This is a genomic window from Actinopolymorpha cephalotaxi (assembly GCF_013408535.1).
Classification (GTDB): domain Bacteria; phylum Actinomycetota; class Actinomycetes; order Propionibacteriales; family Actinopolymorphaceae; genus Actinopolymorpha; species Actinopolymorpha cephalotaxi.
Window position 1 is genome coordinate 6,162,495 of sequence record NZ_JACBZA010000001.1, and the last position, 23,644, is coordinate 6,186,138.

Here is a 23,644-nt window from a genome sequence, read left to right on the forward strand (position 1 = left end):
GGCCCACGTGTCATCAACCTGCGAATCCGCCGGCTCGTCGGCTCCCTCCCCGTCACCGGTGGCGCCCGTCGGCAGCGCCGCGGAGTCCGCGGCCCGGTCCACTGCACAGTCCGTTGCTCAGTCCGTTGCTCAGCCCGCCGTGGAGTCCGGCCACACCCGTGCCTACGCCGGCGGCGCGCTGGTGACGCTGGCCGAGGAGCGGCCACCCGCGCAGCCGGCCGTCCCGGCACAGTCGGCCCCGGCCCGCGGCGGCTGGCCCGCCTGGCTGCTCCTCGCCGCCGTCGTCCTCCTCGCCTTCAACCTCCGCCCCGCCGTCTCCGGCCTCGGTGCGGTCCTGGACGAGCTGAGCGCGGACCTCGGCGTCTCCGCCGTCGTGGCCGGCGTCCTGACCACGCTGCCGGTGCTGAGCTTCGCCGCGTTCGGTGCGATGGCGCCCGGCTGGTCGCGCCGGTTCGGTTCCCGGCGGGTGCTGGCCGCCGCGCTCGCCGCCGTGGTGGTAGGGCAGCTGGTACGCGTGCTCGTCCCGTCGGTGCCGGTGTTCCTGCTGGCCACGACGGTGGCGCTGGCCGGGATGGCGGCCGGGAACGTCCTCGTACCCGCGTTCGTCAAGGCGTACTTCCCGGGCCGGGTGGGCCTGGCCACCGCCGCGTACACCACGTCGATGGCCATCGGAACCACGGTGCCGGCCGCGCTGACCGTGCCGATCGCGCACGCGTTCGGCGGCTGGCGGTTCGGCCTCGGCTCCTGGGCGCTGGCCGGTGCGGTGGCGCTGCTGCCGTGGCTGGTGCTGGCCCGCCACCGGGGCGTGGTGGCACGGCCCGCCGGGCCGGGGAGCACGGCGACCCGGCACGAGTCGCTGTGGTCGGTCGGCCGCTCGCCGCTGGCCTGGTCGCTGGCGGGGTACTTCGGGTTGCAGTCGCTGCAGGCGTACGCCGCGTTCGGCTGGCTGCCGCAGATCTTCCGGGATGCCGGGGTGGACGCCGCGCACGCGGGGCTGCTGCTTGCGATCCTCCCGCTGGTGGGCGTACCCCTGTCCCTGCTCTTCCCGTCGCTGGCCGCCCGGCTGGCCGACCAGCGGCCGCTGGTGTGGGCGTGCGGCGCGGCGTACGTCGTCGGTTACGTCGGGCTGTTGCTCGCACCCGCCTCCGGGGCGGTCGCCTGGGCCGTCCTGCTCGGCCTGGGCGGAGGCGCGTTCCCGCTGACGCTGACGATGATCGGGCTGCGCTCGCGGTCCCACGACGTGACGGCGCGACTGTCCGGCTTCACCCAGAGCGTGGGCTACCTGATCGCGGCCTGCGGACCGCTGGCGATGGGCGCGTTGTTCGACGTGACCGGCGGGTGGACGGTGCCGATCGGGCTGCTGCTGGTGCTGGTGGTGCCGCAGGTGGCGACCGGCCTGATGGCTGCCCGGGCGAGGTACGTCGACGACGAGCTGGCCGCCGCGGACGCGACCGAGGCGACGGACGCGACGCACGCCGCGGACGCCGCGGGGAAGGTCGGCGGCTGACGGGTTCCGGCCGTCCGCGGTGGGTCCGCGCCCTGTCTCCCACAGTGATCGTTCGCCATACTTGGCCACACCAGTAAGCCGTGGCCGGGAGGCGACACCACCGTGACCGAGACCTCGGGGACGACCGACCCACGCATGTCCTCGCCGACCGACGCCGGGTTGTACGTCGGAACCGCCACTGCCGACATCACGCCCGCCGAGCCGGTTCCCCTTGCGGGGTTCGCGGTCCGGCTCGAACCCTGGGAGAAGGTGCGGGCGCCGCTGTCCGCGCAGGTGTTCGCGTTCGGCGACGCGGCCGGCGCCTGCACGGCGCTGCTGGTCTGCGCCGACCTGCTGTGGTGGGGGCCGGACACGGTGGCCGACCTGACCCGGCGGATCGATGCCGACCACGGCGTACCCGAGGGCAGCGTCGTGCTGCACGCCTCGCACACCCACTGCGCACCGCAACCGGGGCTGACGTTCTCGCCGCTCCTCGGCCGGGGCGACCCCGCCTACGTTGCCCACCTGACCGACGTCGTGCTCGCCGCGATCGGTGAGGCGCTCGCCGGAATGGAGCCGGTGTACGCCGAACGCGGCACCGGCACCTGCGGGTTCGGCGTCAACCGCAGGCGGGCCAACCCCGACGGCACCTACGGCGGCCCGGACCCCGACGGCCCGAACGACCCGGAGGTCGGCGTGCTCCGGCTGGCCCGCCCGGACGGCTCGACCAGGGCGCTGCTGGTCCACTACACCTGTCACCCCGTCGTCTCCGCCGACCCGCAGGTGTCACCGGACTACCCGGGCGCGATGCGGTCCGCACTGGAGCACACGGTCGGTGCGGGCGTCCCCATCGGCTTCCTGCAGGGCTGCTGCGGCGACATCAACCCGAACGTCGTACGGGACGGTGAGTTCCACCGCGGCGGCGACGAGGAGATCGAGTCGATCGGGCAGCAGTTGGCCGTCTCGGTCGGCGCGGTGCTCGACCGGCCGCTGCGGCGCCTTCCCCCGCTGCCGCCCGGCGGTGTCGCGGTGCGGACCCACAGCGTCAACCTGCCCTTGCAGCCGCCCTCGCGCGACGAACTGGCCCGCCGCCGGGAGACGCCCGGCATCGACGGCGACTGGGCGCGCCGGCTGCTCGCCGAGCCGGGCCGGCTGGTCGACCAGGTGCCGCTGCGGCTGACCCGGGTCGACCTCGCCGACGGCCTCACCCTGGTCGGCCTCGACGCGGAGGTGAGTGTGGCGTACGGGCAGCACGTGAAACGCCGCACGTCCGGCGCCGCGCTGCCGATCCCGTACACCAACGGAATGATCGGGTACGTCGTCACCGCCGCGCAGTTGCGGGAGGGCGGGTACGAGCCGGACCAGTCCTATCCGTACGTCTACCGCGCCGGCAGGTTCGCGCCCGCGGTGGAGGAGCACGTGCTGACCGCACTGGACGAGGTGCTCGGCGACCTGCCCGAGGCGGCCGAGGTGCCCGACCGGCCGAGCCCGTCCACGCAGATCGGAGACCAGCGATGACAGCGACCAGGCCGACGACCGACGCCGACCGGCCGGCCCTGCTCGGCGGCAGCCCCGTACGCACCAACGGCTTTCCAGCCTGGCCGCCGGCGAACGACGCGGCCGTGCGCGCGGTCACCGAGGTCGCGAAGGCCGGGGTCTGGTCGTCCGTCGACGGCCCGGTGAAGACGGAGTTCGAGCGGGCGTTCGCGGACCACCACGGCGCGCGGCACGGCCTGGCCGTCTGCAACGGGACGATCGCGCTGGAGATCGCGCTGAAGGCCCTCGGCATCGGCAGCGGCGACGAGGTGATCGTGCCCGGCTACACGTTCCTCGCCACCGCGACGGCGGTGCTCGGCGTGAACGCGCTGCCGGTGTTCGCCGACGTCGACCCGGAGTACGTCTGCCTGGACCCGGACGCGGTCGAGGCCGCGATCACCCCGCGGACGAAGGCGATCATCCCGGTGCACCTGGCCGGGCACCCGGCAGACCTGGACCGGCTCACCGACCTCGCTGTCAAGCACGGGTTGGCACTGATCGAGGACGCCGCGCACGCGCACGGGGCGCGCTGGCGGGGGCGGGGCGTCGGGTCGTTCGGCACCTTCGGCTGCTGGTCGTTCCAGGCCAGCAAGAACATGACCGCGGGCGAGGGCGGGATGGTGGTGACCAGCGACGACGAGCTCGCCGACCGCGCGTGGAGCTTCCACCACTGCGGGCGTTCGCGGGCCGGCGCGTGGTACGACCACGGAATCCTCGGTGGCAACTACCGGTTGACGGAGTTCCAGAGCGCGATCCTGCTGGCCCAGCTCGCCGACCTGGACGAGCAGGTGGCCCGCCGCGAACACAGCGCCCGCATTCTCGACGAGGGGCTGTCCCGGATCGACGGGCTCAGCCCGCTCGCCCGCGACCCGCGGTGCACGACGCACGGCTATCACCTCTACCAGTTCTTGTACGACCCGCAGGCGTTCGGCGGGCTGCCGCGCGAGCGCTTCACCGCCGCCCTGAACGCCGAGGGCATTCCGTGCAGCCCCGGTTACGGCGTACCGCTGGATCGGCAGGGCGTGTTCGCCCAGCGCCGCTTCGACCAGCGTGCGACCGGCTTCGACCCCGCCTACGCGGCGACCGACTACGGCCGGCTCGACCTGCCGGAGACCGAACGGTTCTGCGCCGACCTGGTGTGGATTCCGCAGCAGGTCCTCCTCGGCTCCGACGCCGACCAGGCCGATATCGTCACCGCGGCGGAGAAGCTGTCGGCAGCGGCCGGCACCCTGGTGGAGGCGACGTGACCGAACCCGCGGACGGACCCTCGGACGGACCCTCGGACGGACCCTCGGACGGCGCGCGGACACTCGACGCGACGGCCCGGGCCCGGGTCGCCATCGTCGGCACCGGCGAGATGGCCCGCCGGCATGTCGAGTCCTGGCATCGGCTCGGGGCCGAGGTCGTGGTGCATTCCCGTTCGGCCGAACGCGGCCGGGCGTTCGCGTCCGAGCACGGCGTGCGGTCGGTGACCGCGCCCGACGAGGTGCTGACCGCCGCCGACGTCATCGACATCTGCACGCCCACCGACACCCACGCGACGCTCGCCCACTGGGCCGCCGGGGCCGGCCGGCACGTCGTCTGCGAGAAGCCGCTCGCCCGCGACCCCGCCGAGGGCCGGACGATGATCGACGCGTGCATCGACGCCGGCGTCGGGCTGTGCGTGGCGCAGGTCCTGCGCTACTTCCCGGCGTACGTCATCGCCCGGGACGCCGTCGCCGCCGGCCGGATCGGGCGGCCGACGGAGTTCACGTTCTTCCGGGAGGTGGAGAGCCCGGGGGCGCAGACCTGGTTCGCCGACGTGTCCCGGTCCGGCGGCATCCTGGTCGACCTGGCCATCCACGACCTCGACTACGCGCGCTGGGTGGGCGGCGAGGTGGGCGAGGTGGTCGGCCGTACGACACCGCGCGCAGGTGCCGGCGCCCCGCTGCGCAGCACCGCGACGCTCACCCACGTCGACGGCGTGACCACCCGGGTCGAGGCGGTCTGGGACGTGCCGGGCACCTCGGTGCGCTCGACGTTCGAACTGGCGGGTGACGAGGGTGTGCTGCGGTTCGACTCCGCGCCGGCGCAGGTGCTGACCGACGGGACCGGTGCGGTGCTGTACGCCGACGACGGTTCGGTCGACCCGTTCGCCGAGCAGTTCGCCGAGTTCCTCACCGCGTTCACCGGAGGCGTGGAGCCGCGGGTCACCGCCGAGGACGGCCTGACCGCGCTGGCGATAGCGCTGGCCGGTGAGGAGTCGGCGCGTATGGGCCGTCCGGTCGACCCCGCGAGCCTGCTCCGCTGACGGGCGTTCGCGTCGTCCCTGCCTGTCTCTGTCCCTGTGCTGGTTGCCGTTGCCCCCGACTCTGGCTGTCGTGACCGGGACCGGTCGCGGCAATGGCGTACGAAGATCCACTCCGGACCGAAACCCGTTAACGTGACCCGCACGCACCCCGCTCTTTCCTCGGGTGCCGGTTCGTCTCACGGGTCAGGTCACACCGTCACCAGGCGTTCGTTCGCCGTCCACGCGTATGCCCCGCCGTCGTGCGGGGGTGCCGGTGGGATGGGTGCCCTACCCCTGTTGCCGGGAAGGGAGCAGTTCGTGTTTCGACGTACGCCACGACTCACGCGTGCACTCACATTCGTGGGGGCGGCAGCACTCGCCCTCGCCACCTCCGTCGGGTTCGCGGCCGCGCCGGCCAGCGCCGACCAGACCAGCGCCGACCAGGCCCAGCCGGTACGGGTGCGGGTGGCCAGCTACAACATCCACCACGGTGCGGGCCCGGACAACGTGCTCGACCTGCCCGACGTGGCCAACGAGATCCGCGGCCTGCGCGCGGACGTGATCGGACTACAGGAGGTCGACCGGCACTGGGGCGACCGCAGCGACAACCTCGACGAGGCCGCCTGGCTGGCCGACCGGCTGGACATGTACGTCGCCTACGCCGCCAACCTCGACCTGGACCCGGCCACGCCGGGCGGGGAGCGCCGGCAGTACGGCACCGCGATCCTGTCCCGGTTCCCGATCCTGTCCTCCACCAACACGTTGCTGCCGAAGTTCGGTGACCACGAACAGCGCGGCCTGCTCGTCGCCGACATCAAGGTGCGCGGCGTGATGATGCGATTCGCCAACACGCACCTGCAGCACAACGACAACCTCGAACGCCAGGCGCAGGCGCGGCGGATCGTCGAACTGCTCGGTGACAGCCCGACCCGGACCTTCCTCACCGGCGACCTGAACGCCAGCGCGGGTGCGGCCGAGATCCAGATCCTGACCGACGTGTTCACCGACTCCTGGGCGGCCGTCGGCGTGGGTGACGGGTTCACCTACTCCCAGGAGGACCCGCACAACCGGATCGACTTCGTGATGTCGTCGCCGGACGTGCAGCCGCTGCACGCCCGGGTGGCCACCGAGGCCGACGGCTCGGACCACCTGCCGGTGGTGGCCGACTTCGCCGTCCGCCGCTGACCGCTTGGCGGTTGCGGCCGCCACAGCCGTAGCGTGGGCCGGGTGAGCAGCCTGCCGTTCCACGTGGAACACGAACACCCGCACGGCCCTTCGGAGGGCGGTGGCCGCGATCAGGCCGCCGCCCTTCGCGTCGTCTCGTACAACATCCACCACGGGGCGGACACCGCCGATCGGCTCGACCTCGCGCGGACCGCCGCGGTGCTCGCGCGTTCCGGGGCCGACCTGATAGGTTTGCAGGAGGTCGACCGGCACTGGTCCGAGCGCAGCGCGTTCGCCGACCAGGCGAAGTGGCTGGCGACGACCCTCGGCATGCACGTGGCATACGCCGCCAATCTCGATCTCGATCCGCTTGATCCCGACTCGCTCGGTCCCGACCTTGATCCCGACTCGCCCGGTCCCGGGCGGCAGCGTCGGCAGTACGGCCTCGCGGTGCTGTCCCGCTTCCCGATCCTGACGGTGGTGCACGAGCTGCTGCCGCCTGGTCCGGACTCCGAGCCGGACCTGGAGCCGCGCGGACTGCTGGCCGTCGAGGTCGACGTCGACGGGGAGCGGTTGTGCTTCGCGACCACGCACCTGTCCGAGGCCGATCCGCGCGCCCGGGAGAGCGAGGCCACCAGGGTCGCAGAGATCCTCGGTGCCGCGCCGCGGCGAACCATCCTCACCGGAGACCTGAACGCCCAGCCCACCGCGCCGGAGACCAAGCCGCTCACCGGCGTACTCACCGACGCCTGGCCGGACGGGGACGCCGACCCTGACGCGGACCCCGGCCACACGATTCCGGTCGCCGGCCCGGACCGGCGGATCGACTACGTGCTCGTCTCACCCGACCTGACGGCCGAACGCGCGTGGGTGCTCACCGACGCCGACGCCTCCGACCACCTGCCGGTCGTCGCCGACGTACGGCTCTGAACCCGGGTCCGAACCCCGTCTGAACCAGCGACTCAGTCGACCAGGGTTTCCGGCAGCCGGTCCAGGATCTGCGTCACGGTCTGGTCCGGCGTCTGGTCGGAGGTGTCCAGCCAGAGCCCGAGCCGGGGCGTCTCGAGACGGAGCGCGGCGTCCAGGTCGGCGGCCGTCCAGCCATCGGCGTACCCCGTCTTGGTCCGGCCGGACTCCCGGCGCTCCACCACCTCCGGCCGGGGCGCGAGGACGACCACGCCCACCGGGCGGGTGGCCAGCGACTTCACGTACTCCGTCAGGTGCCGTCCGATGATGATGTCCTGGACGACGGCGGTGTAGCCGGCCTCGGCGTAGGCGTCGGCGACCGAGACGGAGATCCGGTAGCGCAGGCGGAGTTCGGCGTCCATGGCCTCGCCGCCGTCCGGCACGATCGGCGCCGACCCCGACACGATCATCCGGCGGAACACGTCGCCGCGTACGTGCGCGGACCGGTCCAGGCGTTCGGCCAGCAACTGCGCCACGGTCGACTTGCCGGCGGCCATGATGCCGGTCACCACGATGACCTTGGGCACGTCGGGCGCCTCGGGCGCCCTGGGCGATACGGGGTGGGGGACCATCGGGACCATCGCCCCATCGTGCCGGGCGGGCGCGCAGCGGTGCACCTGGTTTGGCTGCCGTCGACCCCGCCCGCCGGCGCCGGCCTGCGGAGCCGGCCCGCTGAGCCGACGGGCCTGCCGCTGCCGGGCCGGACGCCCACGGTGAGAGGGGCGACATACCCGTGCCACCACGCGTACGCCGATGGTGGGATGCCGGGAGCGGGCGTGCTCGGCGTCCGCGTGCTTCTGTGCTTTCTGCCTTTCCCAAGGGGGCCGGCCGTGGCTGTCGTACGACTGAACTCCTGTGCCGGCGAGCTCGTCGAGGTGCCCGAGGGAGCGGTGGAGCGGTTCGCGGACGACCTGCGCGGCCGCCTCGTCCAGCCCATAGACCCCGAGTACGACACGGCCCGGTCGGTGTGGAACGGCCTGGTCGACAAGCGGCCCGGGCTGATCGCCCGCTGCGCCGACTCCGGCGACGTCGCCACCGCGGTGAACTTCGCCCGCGAGCACGACCTGCTCCTCGCCGTCCGTGGTGGCGGACACAACGTCTCCGGGGTCGCGTCGTGTGACGGCGGCCTGGTCGTCGACCTGTCCCCGATGAGCGCCGCCCTGACCAATCCGGCCACCGAGATCGTCCGCGCCCAGGGCGGCGTCCGCATCGCCGACCTCGACCAGGCGACGCAGCCGTTCAACCTGGCCGTCCCGATGGGCGTGGTGAGCGACACCGGTGCGGCCGGCCTCACACTCGGCGGCGGGTTCGGCTGGATGGCCCGCAAGCACGGGCTGAGCTGCGACAACCTGCTGTCCGCGGAGGTGGTGACCTCCGACGGGGGTACGGTCCGCGCCGGGTCGAAGCCAAGCGAGGACCCGGATCTGCTGTGGGCGCTGCGCGGAGGCGGCGGCAATTTCGGGATCGTGACGGAGTTCGAGTTCCGTGCGCACCCGGTCGGGCCGGACGTGTTCTGCGCGCTGGTCGTGCACGCCGGCGCGGACGCGGGCGAGGTGCTGCGGGCGATCCGGTCGTGGAAGGACACGGTCCCGGACGAGGTGGCCTCGATCGCCATCCTGATGGACGGGCCGCCGATGGAGGGATTCCCGCAAGAGTACGTCGGCCGGCCGGTGCTGATCCACCTCGCCACGTACGTCGGCGACCCCGACGAGGGCGAGCGCGCGCTGGCCCCGGCCCGCGCCCTCGGCCGGCCGGTCGCCGACCTCAGCGGGCGACGTACGTACCTCGAACTGCAGCAGTTCCTCGACGACGACTATCCCGCGCACGAGCTCCGCTACTACTGGAAGTCGCGCTTCCTCACCGGGCTGGACGACATGCTCATCGACACCATCGTCTCGCTCGGAGAAGCCGCGCCGTCACCGCGGTCGAGCATCGACGTGTGGCCGCTCGGCGGCGCGATGGCGCGGGTGCCGGCCGGCGACACCGCGTTCGGCGACCGGTCGATGCCGTACATGCTGGGCATCGAGGCGAACTGGGAGCGTCCCGAGGACGACGACGCGAACATCGCCTGGGCGCGTGAGGTGTACGAGCGGACCGGGGCGTACTCCGACGGGCGGGAGTACGTGAACTTCCCCGGCTTCTACGAGGCGGACGAACTCGCGCGGTCGACGTTCGGCGGCAACTATACGCGCCTGGTCGAGCTGAAGCGGCGCTTCGACCCGCACAACCTCTTCCGCCTCAACCACAACATCTCCCCGACGGGCTGAAGCCGCGCTTCGGTCCCACGCATCCCGGTCACCGCTCTGTGCCAGGGGTGGGACGGGTTGTCGTACCTGGATGGGACAATGGTCGGCGTTGCCCTCGAGCCTGGCCTCGAGGGCTGATCTGCGGGGGTTTCACCGGGGTGGGGTCTGGCCGTTCGTACGGCTGTCGGCCCGGACCCGGTGTCGTGCCGCAGGTCGGGAGGGCTCGCATAGTGGCCTAGTGCGGCGGTCTTGAAAATCGCTAAGGCAGGACCCACCTGTCTTCATGGGTTCGAATCCCATGCCCTCCGCCCTGACCTGGTTCTTAGCCGCTCTGACCTGCGGAAACGTGGTTCTGGGACGTCTTCTGGATCATGCTCGGTTGGGCTCGGTGTGGCTTGCTCTGTCCGGCCAGATCTCGGCGTTTGCGGGCCATACGCGGGCCAGGATCGGGCGCCTGGTCGTCACTCAATCCGAGTTCTGGATACGCCAAGTGCGGCTCCGGCGAGGGCGTGGCGGCGTGGCGCTTCATTTTGGCTGGCGGCTCGCTTTCCACCGCCCAAAAGTGAGCTGCGGCCAGGGTAGAAGCCAGGGGGGTGGGTGCTCGGTCAGCGCTTCGGAACCTGCCAGGCGATCAGCTCAGCGTCACGAGCGAAGATCAGCTCGCCGGCGTTGTAGACCATGCGCAACGCCGGCTGGTCGAGCAGCGGCCGCCAGGTCTGCTTGTTGGTGTCGACGAGCACGACCTTTGTCCCGCCCACCAGGGCATAGAGCGTCGTGCGGGTGTCGTCGAGTGCGAGCTGAGCCGCCGCCGAATGGCCGGCGAACGTGTCGAACGTACGGATCGTTCGTCCGGTCGCAGGGTCGAGCTCAAGCACGTCGCCGTCGACGACCGCCCACAGCCGGTTGCGGGAGTCGACGGCGACGGCCGAGATCGTCTTCACCGTCGCGGACGGGTTGACCTCCCACAGCTTGCGGTTGCGGAACACGTCGTACGCGAAGATCGTCGCGCTCTCCTGGGTCGGTGGCGTCGTCGACAGCCCACCGGCGACGGACGTCGCCCCGTACACGATGCCGTGCTTGCCGGCGGTCATCGCGGTGATGCCCTCGTCGGTCACGAAGTCGTCGATGATCCGGTCGACTTTGCCTGTCCGCGCGTCGATGACCGACAATGATCCGCCCAATGTGTCGCCGGACGGGGTCGACCCGGACACGATCTTGCCGGGCACCTCGGTTAGTCCCTGCGGGCGGCTCTGTACGTGCGACTCGAGGTCGAGCAGCTTGACCGGGTTCTCCGTGCCCTGCGGCGCCTCGTCGGAGTACTCCGAGCTGTACCACGGCTTCGCCTCGTCGTAGCGGTAGATCCGGGCGGACGGGTACGCGCCGATGACCAGGCCGCGGCCTGTCGGCATGAGCGACTCGACCTGGCTGAACCGGTTGTACGTTGTCTTGCCGTCGGCCGTCGACACGGTCGCGACGCCGCCCTGCAGGAACCCGCCGGCGTAAACCGTTCCGGGTGCGCCCGACGCGAGCGCGAGCACGGGAGTCGGCTGCCCGGCGACGGTCGTCCGCAGTGTCGACGACTGTCCGGTCGAGGTGTCGTGGCGGAACATCAGACCGCGCCAGAACAGGCCGACGACCGCGTCGCCGTCCCAGCCGATGCCGCGGGTGTTGACGACGCGCCCGTACGCCTTCAACCCGGTGCGCTGCTGCGCGTGGGTGGTCGGGTCGTACGCGATGAGCTCCGACGACCCGACCTCGAACTGGCGGAAGAACCAGACGCGGCCGTCGGAGCCGGGCGGCGTGACGTCCAGGCCGGCGGCGCTCTCGACAGTGTCGGTCCAGGACCCGGTCGTGACGTCGTAGACGCGCAGTGGGCCGGGGCCCGTCTGCTCGCGTGCGTAGAGGAAGTCGCCGTATGCGCGGAGGTCGTTGACGACCTTGCTCGTCGGGTCGCCGATGCCGGGCGGCATTGGCAGTTGACGCTTCGCGCCGGTCGCCGGGTCGAGCTCTGTGACGATCCACGACGCGAGCGCGCCGGCGTAGACCTTGCCGTGGGAGTAGGCGATGCTCTTCACGTACGTCTGACCCGGCACCATCGTGCCGAAGTCGCGGAACGTCTTCGTGGTGGGACTCCAGCTGAACACCTTGCCGCCCGGCGAGGTGCCTCCGTACACCGTGCCGTCGGGGGCGACGACGATGTTCCACACGTATGCCTCGCCGCCGATCGGCACGCCGAGGTCCTCGGCCTGCGTCGCGCCGGGCGCGAGCCGGTACAGCCGTCCGGTGCCGTACGTACCCACGTACACCGAGCCGTCGGGTGCCTGCTCGACGCCGTAGGCGCCGCTCGCTCCCGTCAGCGGAACGGACAGCAGTGGAGCGCCCGTCGTCGTGTCGACGGCGTTGAGGTACGCGGGCGTGCCGGACACGGCGGACCAGATCACCCGGCGTCCGTCCGGCAGCGAACCCACGGTGCCGCCGATCATGAGCACGTCCCGCAATGGGATCCCCAGCGACCGCGGGCCAACCGGAGCGGGTGGCGCGGCCACCGCGCCGGTGGACGTGAGCACGGCCGCGACGAGCGCGACCAGAACGAGCAGAGTTTTGCCTTGCCGCACGGGGAATCCTCTCCCGGGGTCAACGAGGGACAGCGAACATGTGCGTCATGACCGAGGTATGCGTGCCGCTACCGTCGGCGTCTGGCAACGGGCTTGTCTCACCCTGGATCGAGCCGACCGCCCCCGACACGTACTCGGCCTTGACGTACGCGTACAGGCGCCGGCAGCCGGGTGCGAGATCGAGCGAGGTGTACATCGGAACGGCCTTGTGGTGCGTCTGTTTCAGTACCGACACGACGCTTTGCGCTGCCGTTGCCGACTTGCAGACGGTGTCGCCGTTCATCTGGTTGACGAAGAGCGTGAACTTGGCGTTGGACCGGTCCGAGGAGTGCCCGCAGGTAGCCGCGTCAAAGGGGTAGCACGCCATGAACTCGACGTCGGCGATCACGTCCACCTTCGTCTGGCTCGCCGTGAGCGTGCGATCCAGAACCGGGATACGGGCGATCGAGGACACAGGAGTGTTCCCGTTCGGCAACGAGGTCTGCATGGCGAGGCTGTTGACGTCCTCGCCGACGGAGGGATCGGCGAACCTGAGCTCACCTTCGACCGTGATCGCCGAGGTCAGCTCCGACAGCGAGTGACCGCGGTAGTAGACCCTGCAGACCATCGATCCGGTCGAGGTGGCCGAGACGAGGAATCGGGTGACGATGGTGATGTTCACTCGGTCGGTGTTGGCGCTGCCGGCGGGGTCGATGTTCTCGCCCATCACCACGTTGCTGGCACCGGCTCCGGAGCAGAGCACCTCGTTGTCGACGAGCGTGACCTGCTCCGCGGCGGACGCCTTCATGGACGAGTAGACGTAGGCGGTCTGGCCTGCCTGCATGGGAACGTCGACAGTGCCGAGCAACTAGACCTTGACCCCGCCGGCGGCGGGAATACCGGTGACCCGCTGCGGGCCGTAGCTCATCGCGCCGGCCGCCTGGGCTGGCGGGACCAAGCCCGCGACGAGCAGCACGGTGAGGGTCGTGAGGGCCAAGGCGTTCCGGATGGAAGTCATCGCGCCTCCTGTTACGGACGGGGCCGTAACTGAGAGAGTAAGCGCCCCTCGGTCCCGCGTCCATAAAAGGTCCGCACCAGTTATGGGCATTGCCGGTGACGGCCGCACGACACGTGTTTACGGTCACGACCACAAGACCCCGAGGTGGAGGGCACGAGTATGCGAACCCGACCCTGGCACCGGTTGTTGATCGCAGGACTGGCCCTCGTCGCCGGTCTGTCGGTGACGGCCGCCGTCACACCGACCACGCCGCAGTGGTGGAACCGCGGCACGATCCCCCTGTACGCCGCGACCGCGGCGGGTGGGGAGACCGCGCGGATGCCGGACGGCACCGTCCGCACGTACCAGGCGTTCAGCGGCAAGCCCGCATACCTCGCCGAGTTCGACACGCTCACCAAGCGCGTCATGCGCATGCTGCCGCTGTATGTTCCCGGGGATCCCTCCGGCGAGGTGCCGGCCGACCTCGGCGCGCAGGGCGCGTGGGGCGTGTCGATCGACAAGCGCGGCACGGTGTACGTGAGCACGTACGGCTACGGTCACGTGTACCGCCTGCCCTGGCGGGCGGACGCGGTCGAGGACCTCGGCCGCCCGTCGCCGCGGACGAGTTTCACCTGGGAGGGCGACACCGACGAGCGGGGCGTCTTCTACTTCGGGACCACCGAGGGCTTCGGCCCCGCTCCGCTGCCTGGTGGGCGGCTGTTCTCCTGGGACCCGACGACGCGGAAGTACCGCGACTACGGCGACTTCGGGTCGAAGTATCTTTTCGTCCGGTCGGTCGAGGCGAGCGGCGGGAAGATCTACGCCGGTCTCGGGCAGACCACCGCGCTCTACCAGGTGGACCCGAGGACCGGCGATCGGGTCGAGATCCCGCCGCCGCCGGGGATGCCGACGGACAAGTACACCTACCAGATGGAGGACGAGGCCGGCTACCTGTACGTGCTGTTCGCGGGCGGCACGACTGCTCAGGTCGGCTGGGTGCTGGACCTGAAGACCCTGAAGTGGAAGTACGAGATTCCCGGCTACATGGGGCAGACGATCTCCCAGGCCGACGAGCAGGGACGGGTCTACCTGATCGTCAATAGCGAGTTGACACTGTTCGATCCTCGGAAGGGCACCCTGACGCCGACCGGGTTCCAGGGTGGAGCCGAGCAGGCCGACAAGGGCGGTCTCGGTGCCGGAAAGGGGGTCGCGCGGGCGGTCGACAAGCGGGTCGGTCACGAGCTGATCTACGGCGCGACCGGCAGCGCTGACATGTGGACGTACGACCCGGCCACGAAGGAGACCACGTTCGATCGCGCCGACGGGCTGGTCGGGACGCCGACCCCACCGCGCTCGTTGGCGAAGGGCCCGGACGGGCGCATCTACGCCGGCGGCTACTTCCAGGGCGGGCTGGTGGCGTACGACCCCGCGACCACGAAGTGGACCGAGTACGACTTCAGGCACCAGATCGAGGGCATGGGCGCCCACAACGGCAAGATGTACTTCGGCGTCTATGCGAACGCGGAGCTGTGGGAGTACGACCCGGCCCTGCCGTTCGGTGACTCGAACCCGAAGAAGCTCTTCGACCTCAAGGACAAGGGGCAGGAACGCCCGTGGACCGTCGTGAGCGCGGGTCCGTACGTCGCGATCGGCACCTCACCGAAGAACACCCAGGACAACGGTGCCCTGACGCTGTACGACCCCGCGACCGGGGAGCGGCGGACCTGGAACTCCGGCCTGGTCGAGGGCGCGAACCAGATCTCGGCGCTGACCTACCGCGACGGGATCATCTACGGCGGTTCGCTCGGCTGCTGCAACCCCTCGGACAACTCCAAGCATCCGGGCCAGGTGTTCGCGATGGACGCCGCGTCTGGTCGCGTGTTGTGGAGGTCGACGCCGCTGCCGGACGAGCAGGGCGTGAACGGGCTGACGTTCGACGGGCAGGGCCGGCTGTTCGGCATGACGTACGGGACCGTGTTCGAGATCTCGCCGACCGACGGCTCGCTGATCCGTTCCGAGAAGGAGTTCGACTACCCCTGGTCGACGGTGACGGGCTTCCAGCCGCGGGCGGTGAACATGGAGTACGACCCGGGCGACGGCGCGATCTACGCGACCAACGGCCGGACCCGGCGGATCGACCCGGACACGCTGGTCGACGTGGGCCCGAACTACGTGGCCGGGTTCGCCGCGATCTCACCGGGACCGAACAAGTTCTACGTGCAGAACGGCCTACTCCTCGAGGTCAAGTGGTACTGAGCTCACAGCGACAGCAACAAGACGCAGCCGACCGGCAGGAGTCAACGGAGCGCTAGCGTGGGAACGAGGGGTAGATCCCTTTCCGTGAACAGAACGGTTGGTCGCACTTCCATCCTGCCGCCAGGCGATCTACCCCTCCCTCACACTCCGCCACCAACCCTCATGAGCCGCAACAACCAGGCATGACGTGTTGGCCCTGTGCCCTGTGTCACCTGATGCTTGACGGTGGTGGGCCAATGACAGTCACCATCAGACATCTCGCTGCGCCACTTTGCCATTGCTGAGCGTTCGGCTGCGGACCGAAACTCGCTGCACGGCCGGATATACCGATGCCTCAGCCAACGCAGGTTCCACTATGGGAGACGTCGGTGAGACCCGACGCCTGAACTCATCGACTTCGCCTTGGAGACAAGCCTCGTGGAGGAAAGCATGGAGAACGTGACGGGGTCGTCGACGAAGGTGTCGGTCCGGTCCTCCACCTGGTGGCCGTCCTTGGTAGTGAAGCGCACCGTGATGCGCGGACCGTCACTTCCTTTCCCCGCCCAGGAGGGAGCACGCTTCCTGTCGAGGACCACCCCTTCAGCGATCTGGCCGAGCGTAGCCAGGACGTAGCTATCGTAGGCGAGGACGATGGCAAGCGCGGCGAAGAGGGCAGCCCCCACTAGAGCTGGAACGGCCGAGCGTGGAGCCCGTTGACTTCGGCTCCCCATCCCATCTACTCCTCTCCGTGCCTCCCCCGCCTGCGGATACGACGCCACTTCGCAACTGGAGTATGCGCCATGAGATCAGCGTGCAACGTGTAGTCAGACGCGCCTGTCCGCGGTCGCCGGCGGGTACTCAGAGGAAGGCCGCCCGGCCAGACGAGGGGTCCTAACAGGGTCTGACCGGCTGAAGACGTCCGCGCAAACAGCGAAAGCCCACGAGGCCGGGACGCACTCGGACAGGTGTTCTGCTGAGACACTTCGGTGGTGTCGACTGACTTGCTGCTGGCGGCTGTCGTCGCTGGGCTCACCATCAGAGCCTTCTGGTTGTCAGCGGTTCAGCGTCGGCATATCGGGTGGGTACCAGTTGGGTGCCTCGCCGCTGCTCTCGTGCTGTCGGAGACGGTCGCAGCGGATTGGCTGGCCGTCACGTGCTGGATTGCCTATGCGGTGAGCGAGTTCGTGATCTTCGGCGTGTTCGCCTTCACAAGAGACACCCATCGGGGCCCAGCCGGCTGGGTGCTACGTCATCTGCCGCCCAGCGGCCGGGGACGTCACTGCCTCCGGCGGTCGGACGAGCCCGAACTCGAGACGGACGGGTCGGGCTGACAGAGACTGAGCGGCCGGGCTGACACAGACCAAGATCTCTACCCGCGAGGGTGACGGGCGGTGTTTGTTAGCCGCAGGAGACCCAGGTTCGGTCGTGGGTCATCCGGTGGAGCTGGCGCCTGGTCACCTGCATGTCGTGCTCGTTCTCGTCCTGAAGGAGCACCTTCCCAGGCTTGATGCGTGCCGCAGTGGACAGCCGGAATTCTGCGGACGCGACGGAGTAGCCGTTGTCTCGGGTCCAGCCGTAGACGCTGTAGGTGATGTTCTTCTGGAGCCTGGGAGGTTTGCCTTGGAGTTTCCAGCCGCCGGCTGGGTCGTCCACGCGGAAGGAGGTGGAACGTCCGGTGAGTCTCGGCGCGTCGTAGCTGGCTTCCTCGATCCCGTCCGTTCCGCCGTCGTGGTAGATCGTCGCACCGTCGGGCGGCGTTGGGCCGCACCAGGCAAGCACGACGAGCAGGTGACCCTGCGGGTCGACGCTGACCCCGCCAGCCCGTTGGCGATCACCGAACAACCCGCCATGAGGACCGCCATCGCGACCGCGGACAAGCCCAGACGCCAGCGCATGCGGTGAGGGTAGTGGTGGCAGACCGATGCCAACGAAACTGTGCCGCGATCGTGATCTCCAGCCCGAGCCGGAGGTGATCGCTGGTGTCCCGTCCAATGCGTCGTCTTGTTCGCTGCTAGTTCACCGCCCGCCGGGGTGATGTCTGTTGGGAGTCAGTTGGTGCGGCCGACGTGGATTACGAGCACGGTGACGGTGTGGTCCTCGATCTCGTAGACGATGCGATAGCGGCCGATCCGCAATCGAAGTGCCGACCCGATCTTGGTGGCGTATGGCGGGTAGGGGTTGGCGGTGAGCTCGTCGAGCACGGTGAAGACTTCACGCACGCCGGCTCGGTCGTCGTCAAGGTATCCGGCCAGGCTGTTGAGGGCGTTCTCGCGCCAGTCGAGGGTGTAGGTCACTCAGTGAACCCGAGCCTGCGCTTGGCCTGCTCGTGCGGGATGGTCCGCAGGGTGCCGTTGGCTTTCTCGAGTTCGTACTGGGCGATGGCGAGCCGGTCTTCGAGGTCTTCCAGTTCGGCGGCGCTGATGATCGCGGCCGCGGCTTGACCGTGGTCGGTGATGATGACGCGTTGGCGGGTGTGCGCGGCGCGTCGTACGAGGTTGCCGAAGCGGGTCCGTGCGTCGGTGATGGTGACGACCTCGGCGGAGGCATCGGGCGTCGGCTCGGGAAGACCTTGGCTCATGGCACAAGTGTGCACTACCTGACACTTGATGCCGGTCCTGACGGCGGCGTGTCAGTGCCGATGGCTGGCACCGCAGCCCGGACGTCGGTGTCGGCGAGGGCCGGTGCCGGAGCGGTATGCACGGCATCGGCGCGACAGTAGCGGTCTGGCTGGGTCGCAAGGCGTGGGTCGGGCGCCAGTCCGGTGGTGTCCGGCGGGCTCTGGCTGCTGGGACCTTGGCGCGGCGGATACGCGGCGAAGTGGTGGTCGGGGTGGTGAACGTGCTGGTCGCATGGGCTGTTGGAGATTGCTTGAAAACCGCTAAGGCAGGACCCACCTGTCTTCATGGGTTCGAATCCCATGCCCTCCGCTCACCTGTTTACGCAGGTCAGGGCGGGTTCTTACCCCGCCTCGGACTAGGCCATGATCGTCTACGGGTCCAGCCCTGTGCAGTGACTTGTGGCTTTGAACGGGTGGTTGCACGGATTCCGCTCGGCCGGAATGCCGGTAGCTCTCCATCGAGGCTGAGGAGGTAGGGCCGGCGTCGTCGGCCCGGCGCCGGGTCCGTGAGGCCAGCATGGGGAACAAGGACGCTGCGCCCGTGCCGCTCGTTTACGTCGAATTCAAGGCCAAGATCGTCGAACTGTGCCAGCCTGGTGATTCTCTCCCGCACCGAGGTCTCGATCGGATCGAAGTCCTTCGGGACTGCCCGACCGTCCGGTCCCCACCACTGGAGCTTACCGTGGATCGTTACCGCCCGATCGAGGTGCCTGAATAGGACTGAAATGGCCAGTTGCCGTAATGGCTCTTGGCTGTCGCGGCCTATCCATGACCAACACGAGGGTTGGATATGGGCGGCGGTGGTCACGCGCTCGGGCAGTTCGTTGGCGCTCTCGCAACCTCACTGCCCAGTCGCCCAAGTCACCGCGGCCGGTTGCGGTCCGCGTTTGTTCGGGCCTTCGGTGGAGGCATCGTCAGTCGTACGCCGTCTCGGGGCCAGGGCGAATCAAGTAACGCAGGGAACCCACATCCACACTCGTCGAGCTCGCCAGCGCTCCTGCCGGACATCGTTGGTTGGAGCCGGCCGCTGCGAGCTGCCACTGCTGCTGAACAGGCGTAGTCTTCGCTGCTGCGACTACATGTGACGTCTGGCTCCGGGAGGGGCGGATGAACGATCAGGCGGCGGTTAATCGATCCGTCCTTGGGAGGTTGCTCGAGGAGTTGTCGTGGGCCGGAGCGTCCATTCGTGCCTACCGCGACGGCGGCCGCGGATACGAGAACGTCCTCACAGCTGAGGCGCTTGCTGGTCTGGACTTTCTACCCCGCCAGGCATTCCTTGGCGCTGTGGTGAGCGCAGGGCATGGTGCTGACCGGGCGCGGATGAAATTCGTAGGTGAAGTGGAAGAGGCGGTTGTCACTCTTCTTCCTGATGAGTTCAAACTCAGACCGGCTGCTCCGACCTACCAGACGCAGATGGTGGTTCAACCCGACGGAATCATGGTGTCGCCGAACTGCTTCGTGCTCATCGAGGCGAAGCGAATCCGAACCAGTTCCTTCCAGCCCGAGCAACTCGCCCGGGAGTACGTCACCGCCGTACGCGAAGCAGGAGACAGGACGCCGCTCCTGCTGCTGATCCTGGGTTCTGCGCCCCCAGTGACGGTGAGGGGCCATGGACGGATGGGTATCGAGGAGGCGGTGGCGCTCCATCTCGAATCGGTGGTAGACCGCATGGACGGCAGCGACCTCGACCCGGCGATGCTCGTGGACCAGATCTCCGATGTGTTCGCGTGGACGACCTGGCACGACGTCGGTCGGGTCGTTGCAGATCAGGAGCGGAGGTTCGCCGCCGATGACCCATCGGTCGTGGCGAGCGTACGCCGACTGGCCGCATCCGTCACTCAGGCTATAGAAAGGCACTCCTAGGGTCCCGCTGGTGGCTGCTGGGTCGGTGCCGCGAGATCAGTGAGCAGGCTGAAGGGGGCGACATGGCTGAGGATGTGGCGGGCAAGTTTCTGGCCGCGTGGGAAGTGTTCTCGCGTACCTGCGGACAGTTCATAGCTCCGGAGCCGACCTATCAGGCGTGGTTCGCCCACTACCTCATCTCACAGTTCGGCATCGACCGCGTGGCGCGCGAACCCATGGTGAAGAAGCAGTCGTTTGCCGACAGCGCATGGAAGTCCCTCGTCGCCGGCAATCACGTGCGCTTGGACGCGGTCATCATGAAACGACCGGGTATACATCTTCCGCACTATGCGAGCCGCATCGACCGCTCCCCCGACGGTACCGGCCTGCAGCGACTCCATGGCATGGCCGTCATCAGCGAGTTGAAGGTCACGGCAACCCAAGGCGACGGCCAAGACCATACAGAGGTTGCCCGCGACGCCTACAAGCTGTCGATGCTCTTGGACGAACTCGCGAGAAAGCCCGAGGCCTCGGTTCCCTTGGCCTACCTGTGCATCCTCGACAACCACCCCACGAAGAAGTACCGCATCGAATCGCTCAACCGGCACTTCGACCACGTGCCCCACCATCCCCGGTTGAAGATCATGCTGCACGACGTCCAGCCGATGGAACGACGCCCAACTTTGCCGCAGCCGACTGACACGATTTCTTAAGGGACAGAGACGCCAAGGATTGATGTCCGCCGAGGGCAGGAAGCGACCGCCTGTGGCGGGGGTCAACGAGGGGGTCCGGGCGATCGCCAGGTCCCGACGTGGTCGAACACGGCCTCGTTCCTTCAGACGTCTTAACGGTCAGCGAGAGGTCGCTGCGTCGGATAGAGGCCTTCTTCCGATTTCAACTGAGGAGGTCGCTGACGTCGACGGCCTGTACGACCTTCGCGATGTCCGGCTCGGAGTCGAGGTCGAGTGGTACGAACTCCTTGCTTGGGCCGGCTTGCTTGACGGTGAGCAGTTCGCTGGCGTCGCCAACTATCTGGGTGGCGTCGGCTGCGGTCCACCGCACATCGTGGAGGGCTTGGCGGGCGAAGCGGGCTGCCAGGATCGCTTGGACGCGGGGCCGGCCGTAGGCGTCTAGGCCCTCGTTGCGTAGGGCCACGATGCTCGTGTGGGTCAAGCCTGGTGCGACCGCGAATGCCTCCTTGACGGTGGCCAGTACGTATCCGCAGACCATGAGTTTGTAGAAGTCGGCGACTTCGCGCTTGGTGAGCTTCTTCAGGGTCAGGTTTCCTGCGGAGGTCGTGGCTGGCCGGCGCTCGGGAACAGCGGCGGGTGTGGGCACGAGCACGACGATGGAAGCCTCGGAGCCTGCTACGCCAACGGGGGCGGCGGCAGCGTCGTTGTCCTCGAACGCCTCCGCCAGCGTGCCAAGCACGATCTCTGGGTCGTTGTTCAGGAGTCGCTGCCACATCCGGTCCAGCTCTGCCTGGTACCGGGCGTGGACGCGCTGGTTGTTCGCGATCGCTGCCGCTATCTCAGCTCGTGCGGCCGCTTCCGCGGCTGCCTTGGCGTGCGCCCGAGCCTTCCGTTCGAACATCCCGATACCGGCCAGGGCGGCCTTCCGGTGCCGCGCGTTGATCTCGTCACGGTCAGGCTCAGGCGGCGGTGGCGCGATCGGCGGCTGGGCGACCGGGAAGTCGGGGTGATGGAGTTGAAGGATGTTCTGCAGTGCCGCCAGGAGTTCCTTGGCCTGCTCCAGCTTCGCGGCTTGGGCGAGAGCCCGCGATGAGGCCCCGGTTGATGGTGCTCGACGTGACGGCCGGTTGCCTCCAACGCTGGTGTAGAAGCTGACGGGCCCGGCGCCGGTGGAAAAGCCGGTCCGGCCGGAGCCAAAGTGGACTCGGGCAGCGCGCGGCCCGACGCTCGTTCGCAGTCCGCGACTGGAGGCGCGTACTCGCACGCCTGGGGCAAGCTTGACGGAGAATCCCACGACCGATCATGGTATGGCGATCAGTACCTTGCGGCTGCGGTTTGAGTTGATGAGGCAGGATCCGCCCCATCCGCCAACTTATTGGCGTCGGACTGCTGGCGGAAGAGCCGATCCGCCTGGTGGCTCAAAGTTCTCGCACCCGGTCGAGCCTCGTCGCGGCCCGCCGAACAGACCGCTGTCGCAGCCCGTACCTTCTGCTGGCGGTAGAGCCGGCAGTCGAAGCATGGCGCTCGTACAGGCAGATTTCGCGTGAAGATCACTTCCGAGTGTCTGTGGTCGCTAGAATCTGCCTGTCCGACCCGTTGGTTCACAGATCTGAGCTGCGGTGTTTTCCCCGTCGCCGTATGCCAGCCGTCCCCCCGGGTGAATCAGCGGGTCGGAGTCAAGACGACCCTCGAGGTCATGGACGCAGGGCCCGTCCACCGCTCCTGCCCTTCCGTATGGATTTTCGGCGGTTGTTGCCCGCGGTACGCGCTGCTCGGCAACGGCTCTGCGCCTGGTCAGCGGCTAACTCAGAACTCCACTAGCTTCGTCGGTGATCGCCCCGGTTGGTCCTCGGATGGCTCCGGCAAGGGGAGGGTTAGGGCCCGTGTCGATGGCCATGAGGGGGGCCGGGGCGGTCACCTTCACGCCGGGAGCGCGGTGGCCCGCGGCCTGTCCCGTACTCAGCGGCCAGTTCGCCGGCCGCTGATGATCGACCGTCGTTGGCTCGCCGTCAGCATCGTCGCTGTGCTAGGGCGTGTCTCCCGAATGTCGGCCTTCCGGGCTGCGATGGTTGACCGATGTCGCGTTCAGCCGTGCTGTCCGATGCCCAGTGGGAGCTGATCGAGCCCTTGATGCCGTCCTCGGACGGCAAGCGGGGCAACAGGTTTCGGGACCACCGCAGGATCGTCGAGGGTGTCGTGTACCGGTTCCGGACCGGCATCGCCTGGCGTGACCTGCCGGAGCGGTTCGGGCCGTGGCAGACGGTCTGGAAGCGGCATCGCCGGTTCTGCGGCGACGGCACTTGGGACCGGATCCACACCGCGCTGCTCGCGCACGCCGACGCGGCCGGTGACATCGACTGGTCGGTCAGCGTGGACTCGACGATCAACCGCGCGCACCAGCACGGCACCAACCTGACCAGGCCCGCCACTGGCACAGGGGGAACTGTCGAATCACACGAATCTGCGGATCGAGCCGGCTGACCACGCCATCGGCCGCTCCCGCGGAGGCCTGAGCACGAAGATTCACCACTTGTGCGACGGCAAGGGCCGCCCGCTCGTGCTGCTGCTCGGGCCCGGCCAGGCCAACGACTCGCCGATGTTCGCGAACCTGCTCAAGGCGATTCGCGTACCCAGGCAGGGTCGAGGGCGCCCGCGGACCCGACCCGACGCGGTCCTGGCGGACAAGGCGTACTCCTCCCGCGGCAACCGGGCGCTGCTGCGCTCCCGTGGCATCACCGCCGTGATCGCCGAACCGTCCGACCAGACAGGAAACCGCAAACGCAAGGGCTCCAAGGGTGGCCGACCACCGACGTTCGACGCCGAGGCGTACAAGGGGCGCAACGTCATCGAGCGTTCTTTCAACGTCCTGAAGCAGTGGCGAGGCTTGGCCACCAGGTACGACAAGCTCGCCCTGACCTACCGCGGCGGCGTCGTACTCGGCGCGATCATCACCTGGCTACGCGAACTGGGAGACACGCCCTAGTCGGGCTTCTGCTGGTG

18 protein-coding genes, 1 tRNA gene and 1 pseudogene are annotated in these 23,644 nt (G+C 69.1%); 12 read left to right on the forward strand and 8 right to left on the reverse strand.

The genetic code is table 11. The features are described 5' to 3' along the window. Window positions 1–139: 139 nt before the first annotated feature. From FHR37_RS27455 to FHR37_RS27480, 6 genes are all read left to right on the forward strand, one after another. Window positions 140–1,507 (forward strand): CynX/NimT family MFS transporter, encoded by a 1,368-nt coding sequence (locus FHR37_RS27455; protein ID WP_202818135.1) that lies wholly within the window; start codon window positions 140–142, stop codon window positions 1,505–1,507. Window positions 1,508–1,609: 102 nt separating this feature from the next. After that, window positions 1,610–3,004: a hypothetical protein gene (locus FHR37_RS27460; protein WP_139239004.1), complete on the forward strand. Its 1,395-nt coding sequence runs from the start codon at window positions 1,610–1,612 to the stop codon at window positions 3,002–3,004. Further along, window positions 3,001–4,269, forward strand: coding sequence for a DegT/DnrJ/EryC1/StrS family aminotransferase (locus FHR37_RS27465; protein ID WP_092884055.1), 1,269 nt, complete (start codon window positions 3,001–3,003; stop codon window positions 4,267–4,269). The genes FHR37_RS27460 and FHR37_RS27465 overlap by 4 nt, the downstream gene beginning before the upstream one ends. Next, window positions 4,266–5,312: a Gfo/Idh/MocA family protein gene (locus tag FHR37_RS33355; RefSeq protein WP_175542557.1), complete on the forward strand. Its 1,047-nt coding sequence runs from the start codon at window positions 4,266–4,268 to the stop codon at window positions 5,310–5,312. Before FHR37_RS27465 ends, FHR37_RS33355 begins: the two co-directional genes overlap by 4 nt. A 339-nt stretch (window positions 5,313–5,651) precedes the next feature. Next, window positions 5,652–6,476: an endonuclease/exonuclease/phosphatase family protein gene (locus FHR37_RS27475; protein ID WP_237768853.1), complete on the forward strand. Its 825-nt coding sequence runs from the start codon at window positions 5,652–5,654 to the stop codon at window positions 6,474–6,476. Window positions 6,477–6,518: 42 nt separating this feature from the next. Beyond that, complete coding sequence (locus tag FHR37_RS27480; protein ID WP_175542558.1) at window positions 6,519–7,385, forward strand: endonuclease/exonuclease/phosphatase family protein; 867 nt, start codon at window positions 6,519–6,521, stop codon at window positions 7,383–7,385. Between the two features lie 32 nt (window positions 7,386–7,417). On the opposite strand, the gene FHR37_RS27485 is transcribed toward FHR37_RS27480, so the two are convergent. Then, window positions 7,418–8,002, reverse strand: a complete 585-nt coding sequence (locus FHR37_RS27485; RefSeq protein ID WP_237768854.1) for an AAA family ATPase — start codon at window positions 8,000–8,002, stop codon at window positions 7,418–7,420. Between the two features lie 249 nt (window positions 8,003–8,251). On the opposite strand from FHR37_RS27485, the gene FHR37_RS27490 reads away from it, so the two are divergent. Together FHR37_RS27490 and FHR37_RS27495 are read left to right on the forward strand one after the other, a co-directional pair. Further along, window positions 8,252–9,688: an FAD-binding oxidoreductase gene (locus FHR37_RS27490; RefSeq protein ID WP_202818136.1), complete on the forward strand. Its 1,437-nt coding sequence runs from the start codon at window positions 8,252–8,254 to the stop codon at window positions 9,686–9,688. A 195-nt stretch (window positions 9,689–9,883) separates the two neighbouring features. Then, window positions 9,884–9,975: transfer RNA gene (locus FHR37_RS27495), tRNA-Ser, on the forward strand. A gap of 297 nt (window positions 9,976–10,272) precedes the next feature. On the opposite strand, the gene FHR37_RS27500 is transcribed toward FHR37_RS27495, so the two are convergent. From FHR37_RS27500 to FHR37_RS27510, 3 genes are all read right to left on the reverse strand, one after another. Next, window positions 10,273–12,282, reverse strand: coding sequence for an NHL repeat-containing protein (locus FHR37_RS27500; protein ID WP_092884060.1), 2,010 nt, complete (start codon window positions 12,280–12,282; stop codon window positions 10,273–10,275). Between the two features lie 19 nt (window positions 12,283–12,301). Continuing rightward, window positions 12,302–12,988 (reverse strand): hypothetical protein, encoded by a 687-nt coding sequence (locus FHR37_RS27505; protein ID WP_139239006.1) that lies wholly within the window; start codon window positions 12,986–12,988, stop codon window positions 12,302–12,304. Between the two features lie 141 nt (window positions 12,989–13,129). Further along, window positions 13,130–13,279 (reverse strand): hypothetical protein, encoded by a 150-nt coding sequence (locus FHR37_RS27510; protein WP_175542559.1) that lies wholly within the window; start codon window positions 13,277–13,279, stop codon window positions 13,130–13,132. A 159-nt stretch (window positions 13,280–13,438) separates the two neighbouring features. On the opposite strand from FHR37_RS27510, the gene FHR37_RS27515 reads away from it, so the two are divergent. Continuing rightward, a complete protein-coding gene (locus tag FHR37_RS27515; RefSeq protein WP_092884062.1) occupies window positions 13,439–15,514 on the forward strand; it encodes an outer membrane protein assembly factor BamB family protein in 2,076 nt (691 codons plus the stop codon). A 1,377-nt stretch (window positions 15,515–16,891) separates the two neighbouring features. Here FHR37_RS27515 and FHR37_RS27520 read toward each other — a convergent pair. From FHR37_RS27520 to FHR37_RS27530, 3 genes are all read right to left on the reverse strand, one after another. Beyond that, complete coding sequence (locus tag FHR37_RS27520) at window positions 16,892–17,335, reverse strand: hypothetical protein (RefSeq protein WP_139239007.1); 444 nt, start codon at window positions 17,333–17,335, stop codon at window positions 16,892–16,894. Window positions 17,336–17,541: 206 nt separating this feature from the next. Further along, on the reverse strand, window positions 17,542–17,787 hold the full coding sequence (locus tag FHR37_RS27525) for a type II toxin-antitoxin system RelE family toxin (RefSeq protein ID WP_092884066.1): 246 nt from the start codon (window positions 17,785–17,787) through the stop codon (window positions 17,542–17,544). Continuing rightward, window positions 17,784–18,071: a type II toxin-antitoxin system prevent-host-death family antitoxin gene (locus tag FHR37_RS27530; protein ID WP_092884067.1), complete on the reverse strand. Its 288-nt coding sequence runs from the start codon at window positions 18,069–18,071 to the stop codon at window positions 17,784–17,786. The genes FHR37_RS27525 and FHR37_RS27530 overlap by 4 nt, the downstream gene beginning before the upstream one ends. 1,146 nt (window positions 18,072–19,217) lie before the next feature. On the opposite strand from FHR37_RS27530, the gene FHR37_RS27535 reads away from it, so the two are divergent. Together FHR37_RS27535 and FHR37_RS27540 are read left to right on the forward strand one after the other, a co-directional pair. Further along, the gene (locus tag FHR37_RS27535) at window positions 19,218–19,973 is read left to right on the forward strand and encodes a hypothetical protein (protein ID WP_092884068.1); all 756 of its coding nucleotides are present in this window, start codon (window positions 19,218–19,220) and stop codon (window positions 19,971–19,973) included. A 62-nt stretch (window positions 19,974–20,035) separates the two neighbouring features. Continuing rightward, window positions 20,036–20,665 carry a hypothetical protein gene (locus FHR37_RS27540; RefSeq protein ID WP_092884069.1) on the forward strand — a complete coding sequence of 210 codons (630 nt, stop codon included), beginning with the start codon at window positions 20,036–20,038 and terminating at the stop codon, window positions 20,663–20,665. 181 nt (window positions 20,666–20,846) lie between these two features. Here FHR37_RS27540 and FHR37_RS27545 read toward each other — a convergent pair whose 3' ends face one another. Next, entirely contained in the window at window positions 20,847–21,938 is a 1,092-nt protein-coding gene (locus FHR37_RS27545) for a DUF4236 domain-containing protein (protein WP_139239008.1), read from the reverse strand. Window positions 21,939–22,720: 782 nt separating this feature from the next. Between FHR37_RS27545 and FHR37_RS27550 the strand changes: the two are divergent. Further along, a pseudogene (locus FHR37_RS27550) lies at window positions 22,721–23,627 on the forward strand (IS5 family transposase). Window positions 23,628–23,644: the final 17 nt, after the last annotated feature.

Excerpts from the sequence above, each read along its gene's own strand:
- FHR37_RS27505 (WP_139239006.1), bottom strand. The coding sequence starts at position 12,988 with ATGGGCGAGAACATCGACCCCGCCGGCAGCGCCAACACCGACCGAGTG.
- FHR37_RS27510 (WP_175542559.1), bottom strand. The coding sequence starts at position 13,279 with ATGACTTCCATCCGGAACGCCTTGGCCCTCACGACCCTCACCGTGCTG.
- FHR37_RS27465 (WP_092884055.1), top strand. The coding sequence starts at position 3,001 with ATGACAGCGACCAGGCCGACGACCGACGCCGACCGGCCGGCCCTGCTC.
- FHR37_RS27530 (WP_092884067.1), bottom strand. The coding sequence starts at position 18,071 with ATGAGCCAAGGTCTTCCCGAGCCGACGCCCGATGCCTCCGCCGAGGTC.
- FHR37_RS27535 (WP_092884068.1), top strand. The coding sequence starts at position 19,218 with ATGAACGATCAGGCGGCGGTTAATCGATCCGTCCTTGGGAGGTTGCTC.
- FHR37_RS27540 (WP_092884069.1), top strand. The coding sequence starts at position 20,036 with ATGGCTGAGGATGTGGCGGGCAAGTTTCTGGCCGCGTGGGAAGTGTTC.
- FHR37_RS27485 (WP_237768854.1), bottom strand. The coding sequence starts at position 8,002 with ATGGTCCCGATGGTCCCCCACCCCGTATCGCCCAGGGCGCCCGAGGCG.
- FHR37_RS27515 (WP_092884062.1), top strand. The coding sequence starts at position 13,439 with ATGCGAACCCGACCCTGGCACCGGTTGTTGATCGCAGGACTGGCCCTC.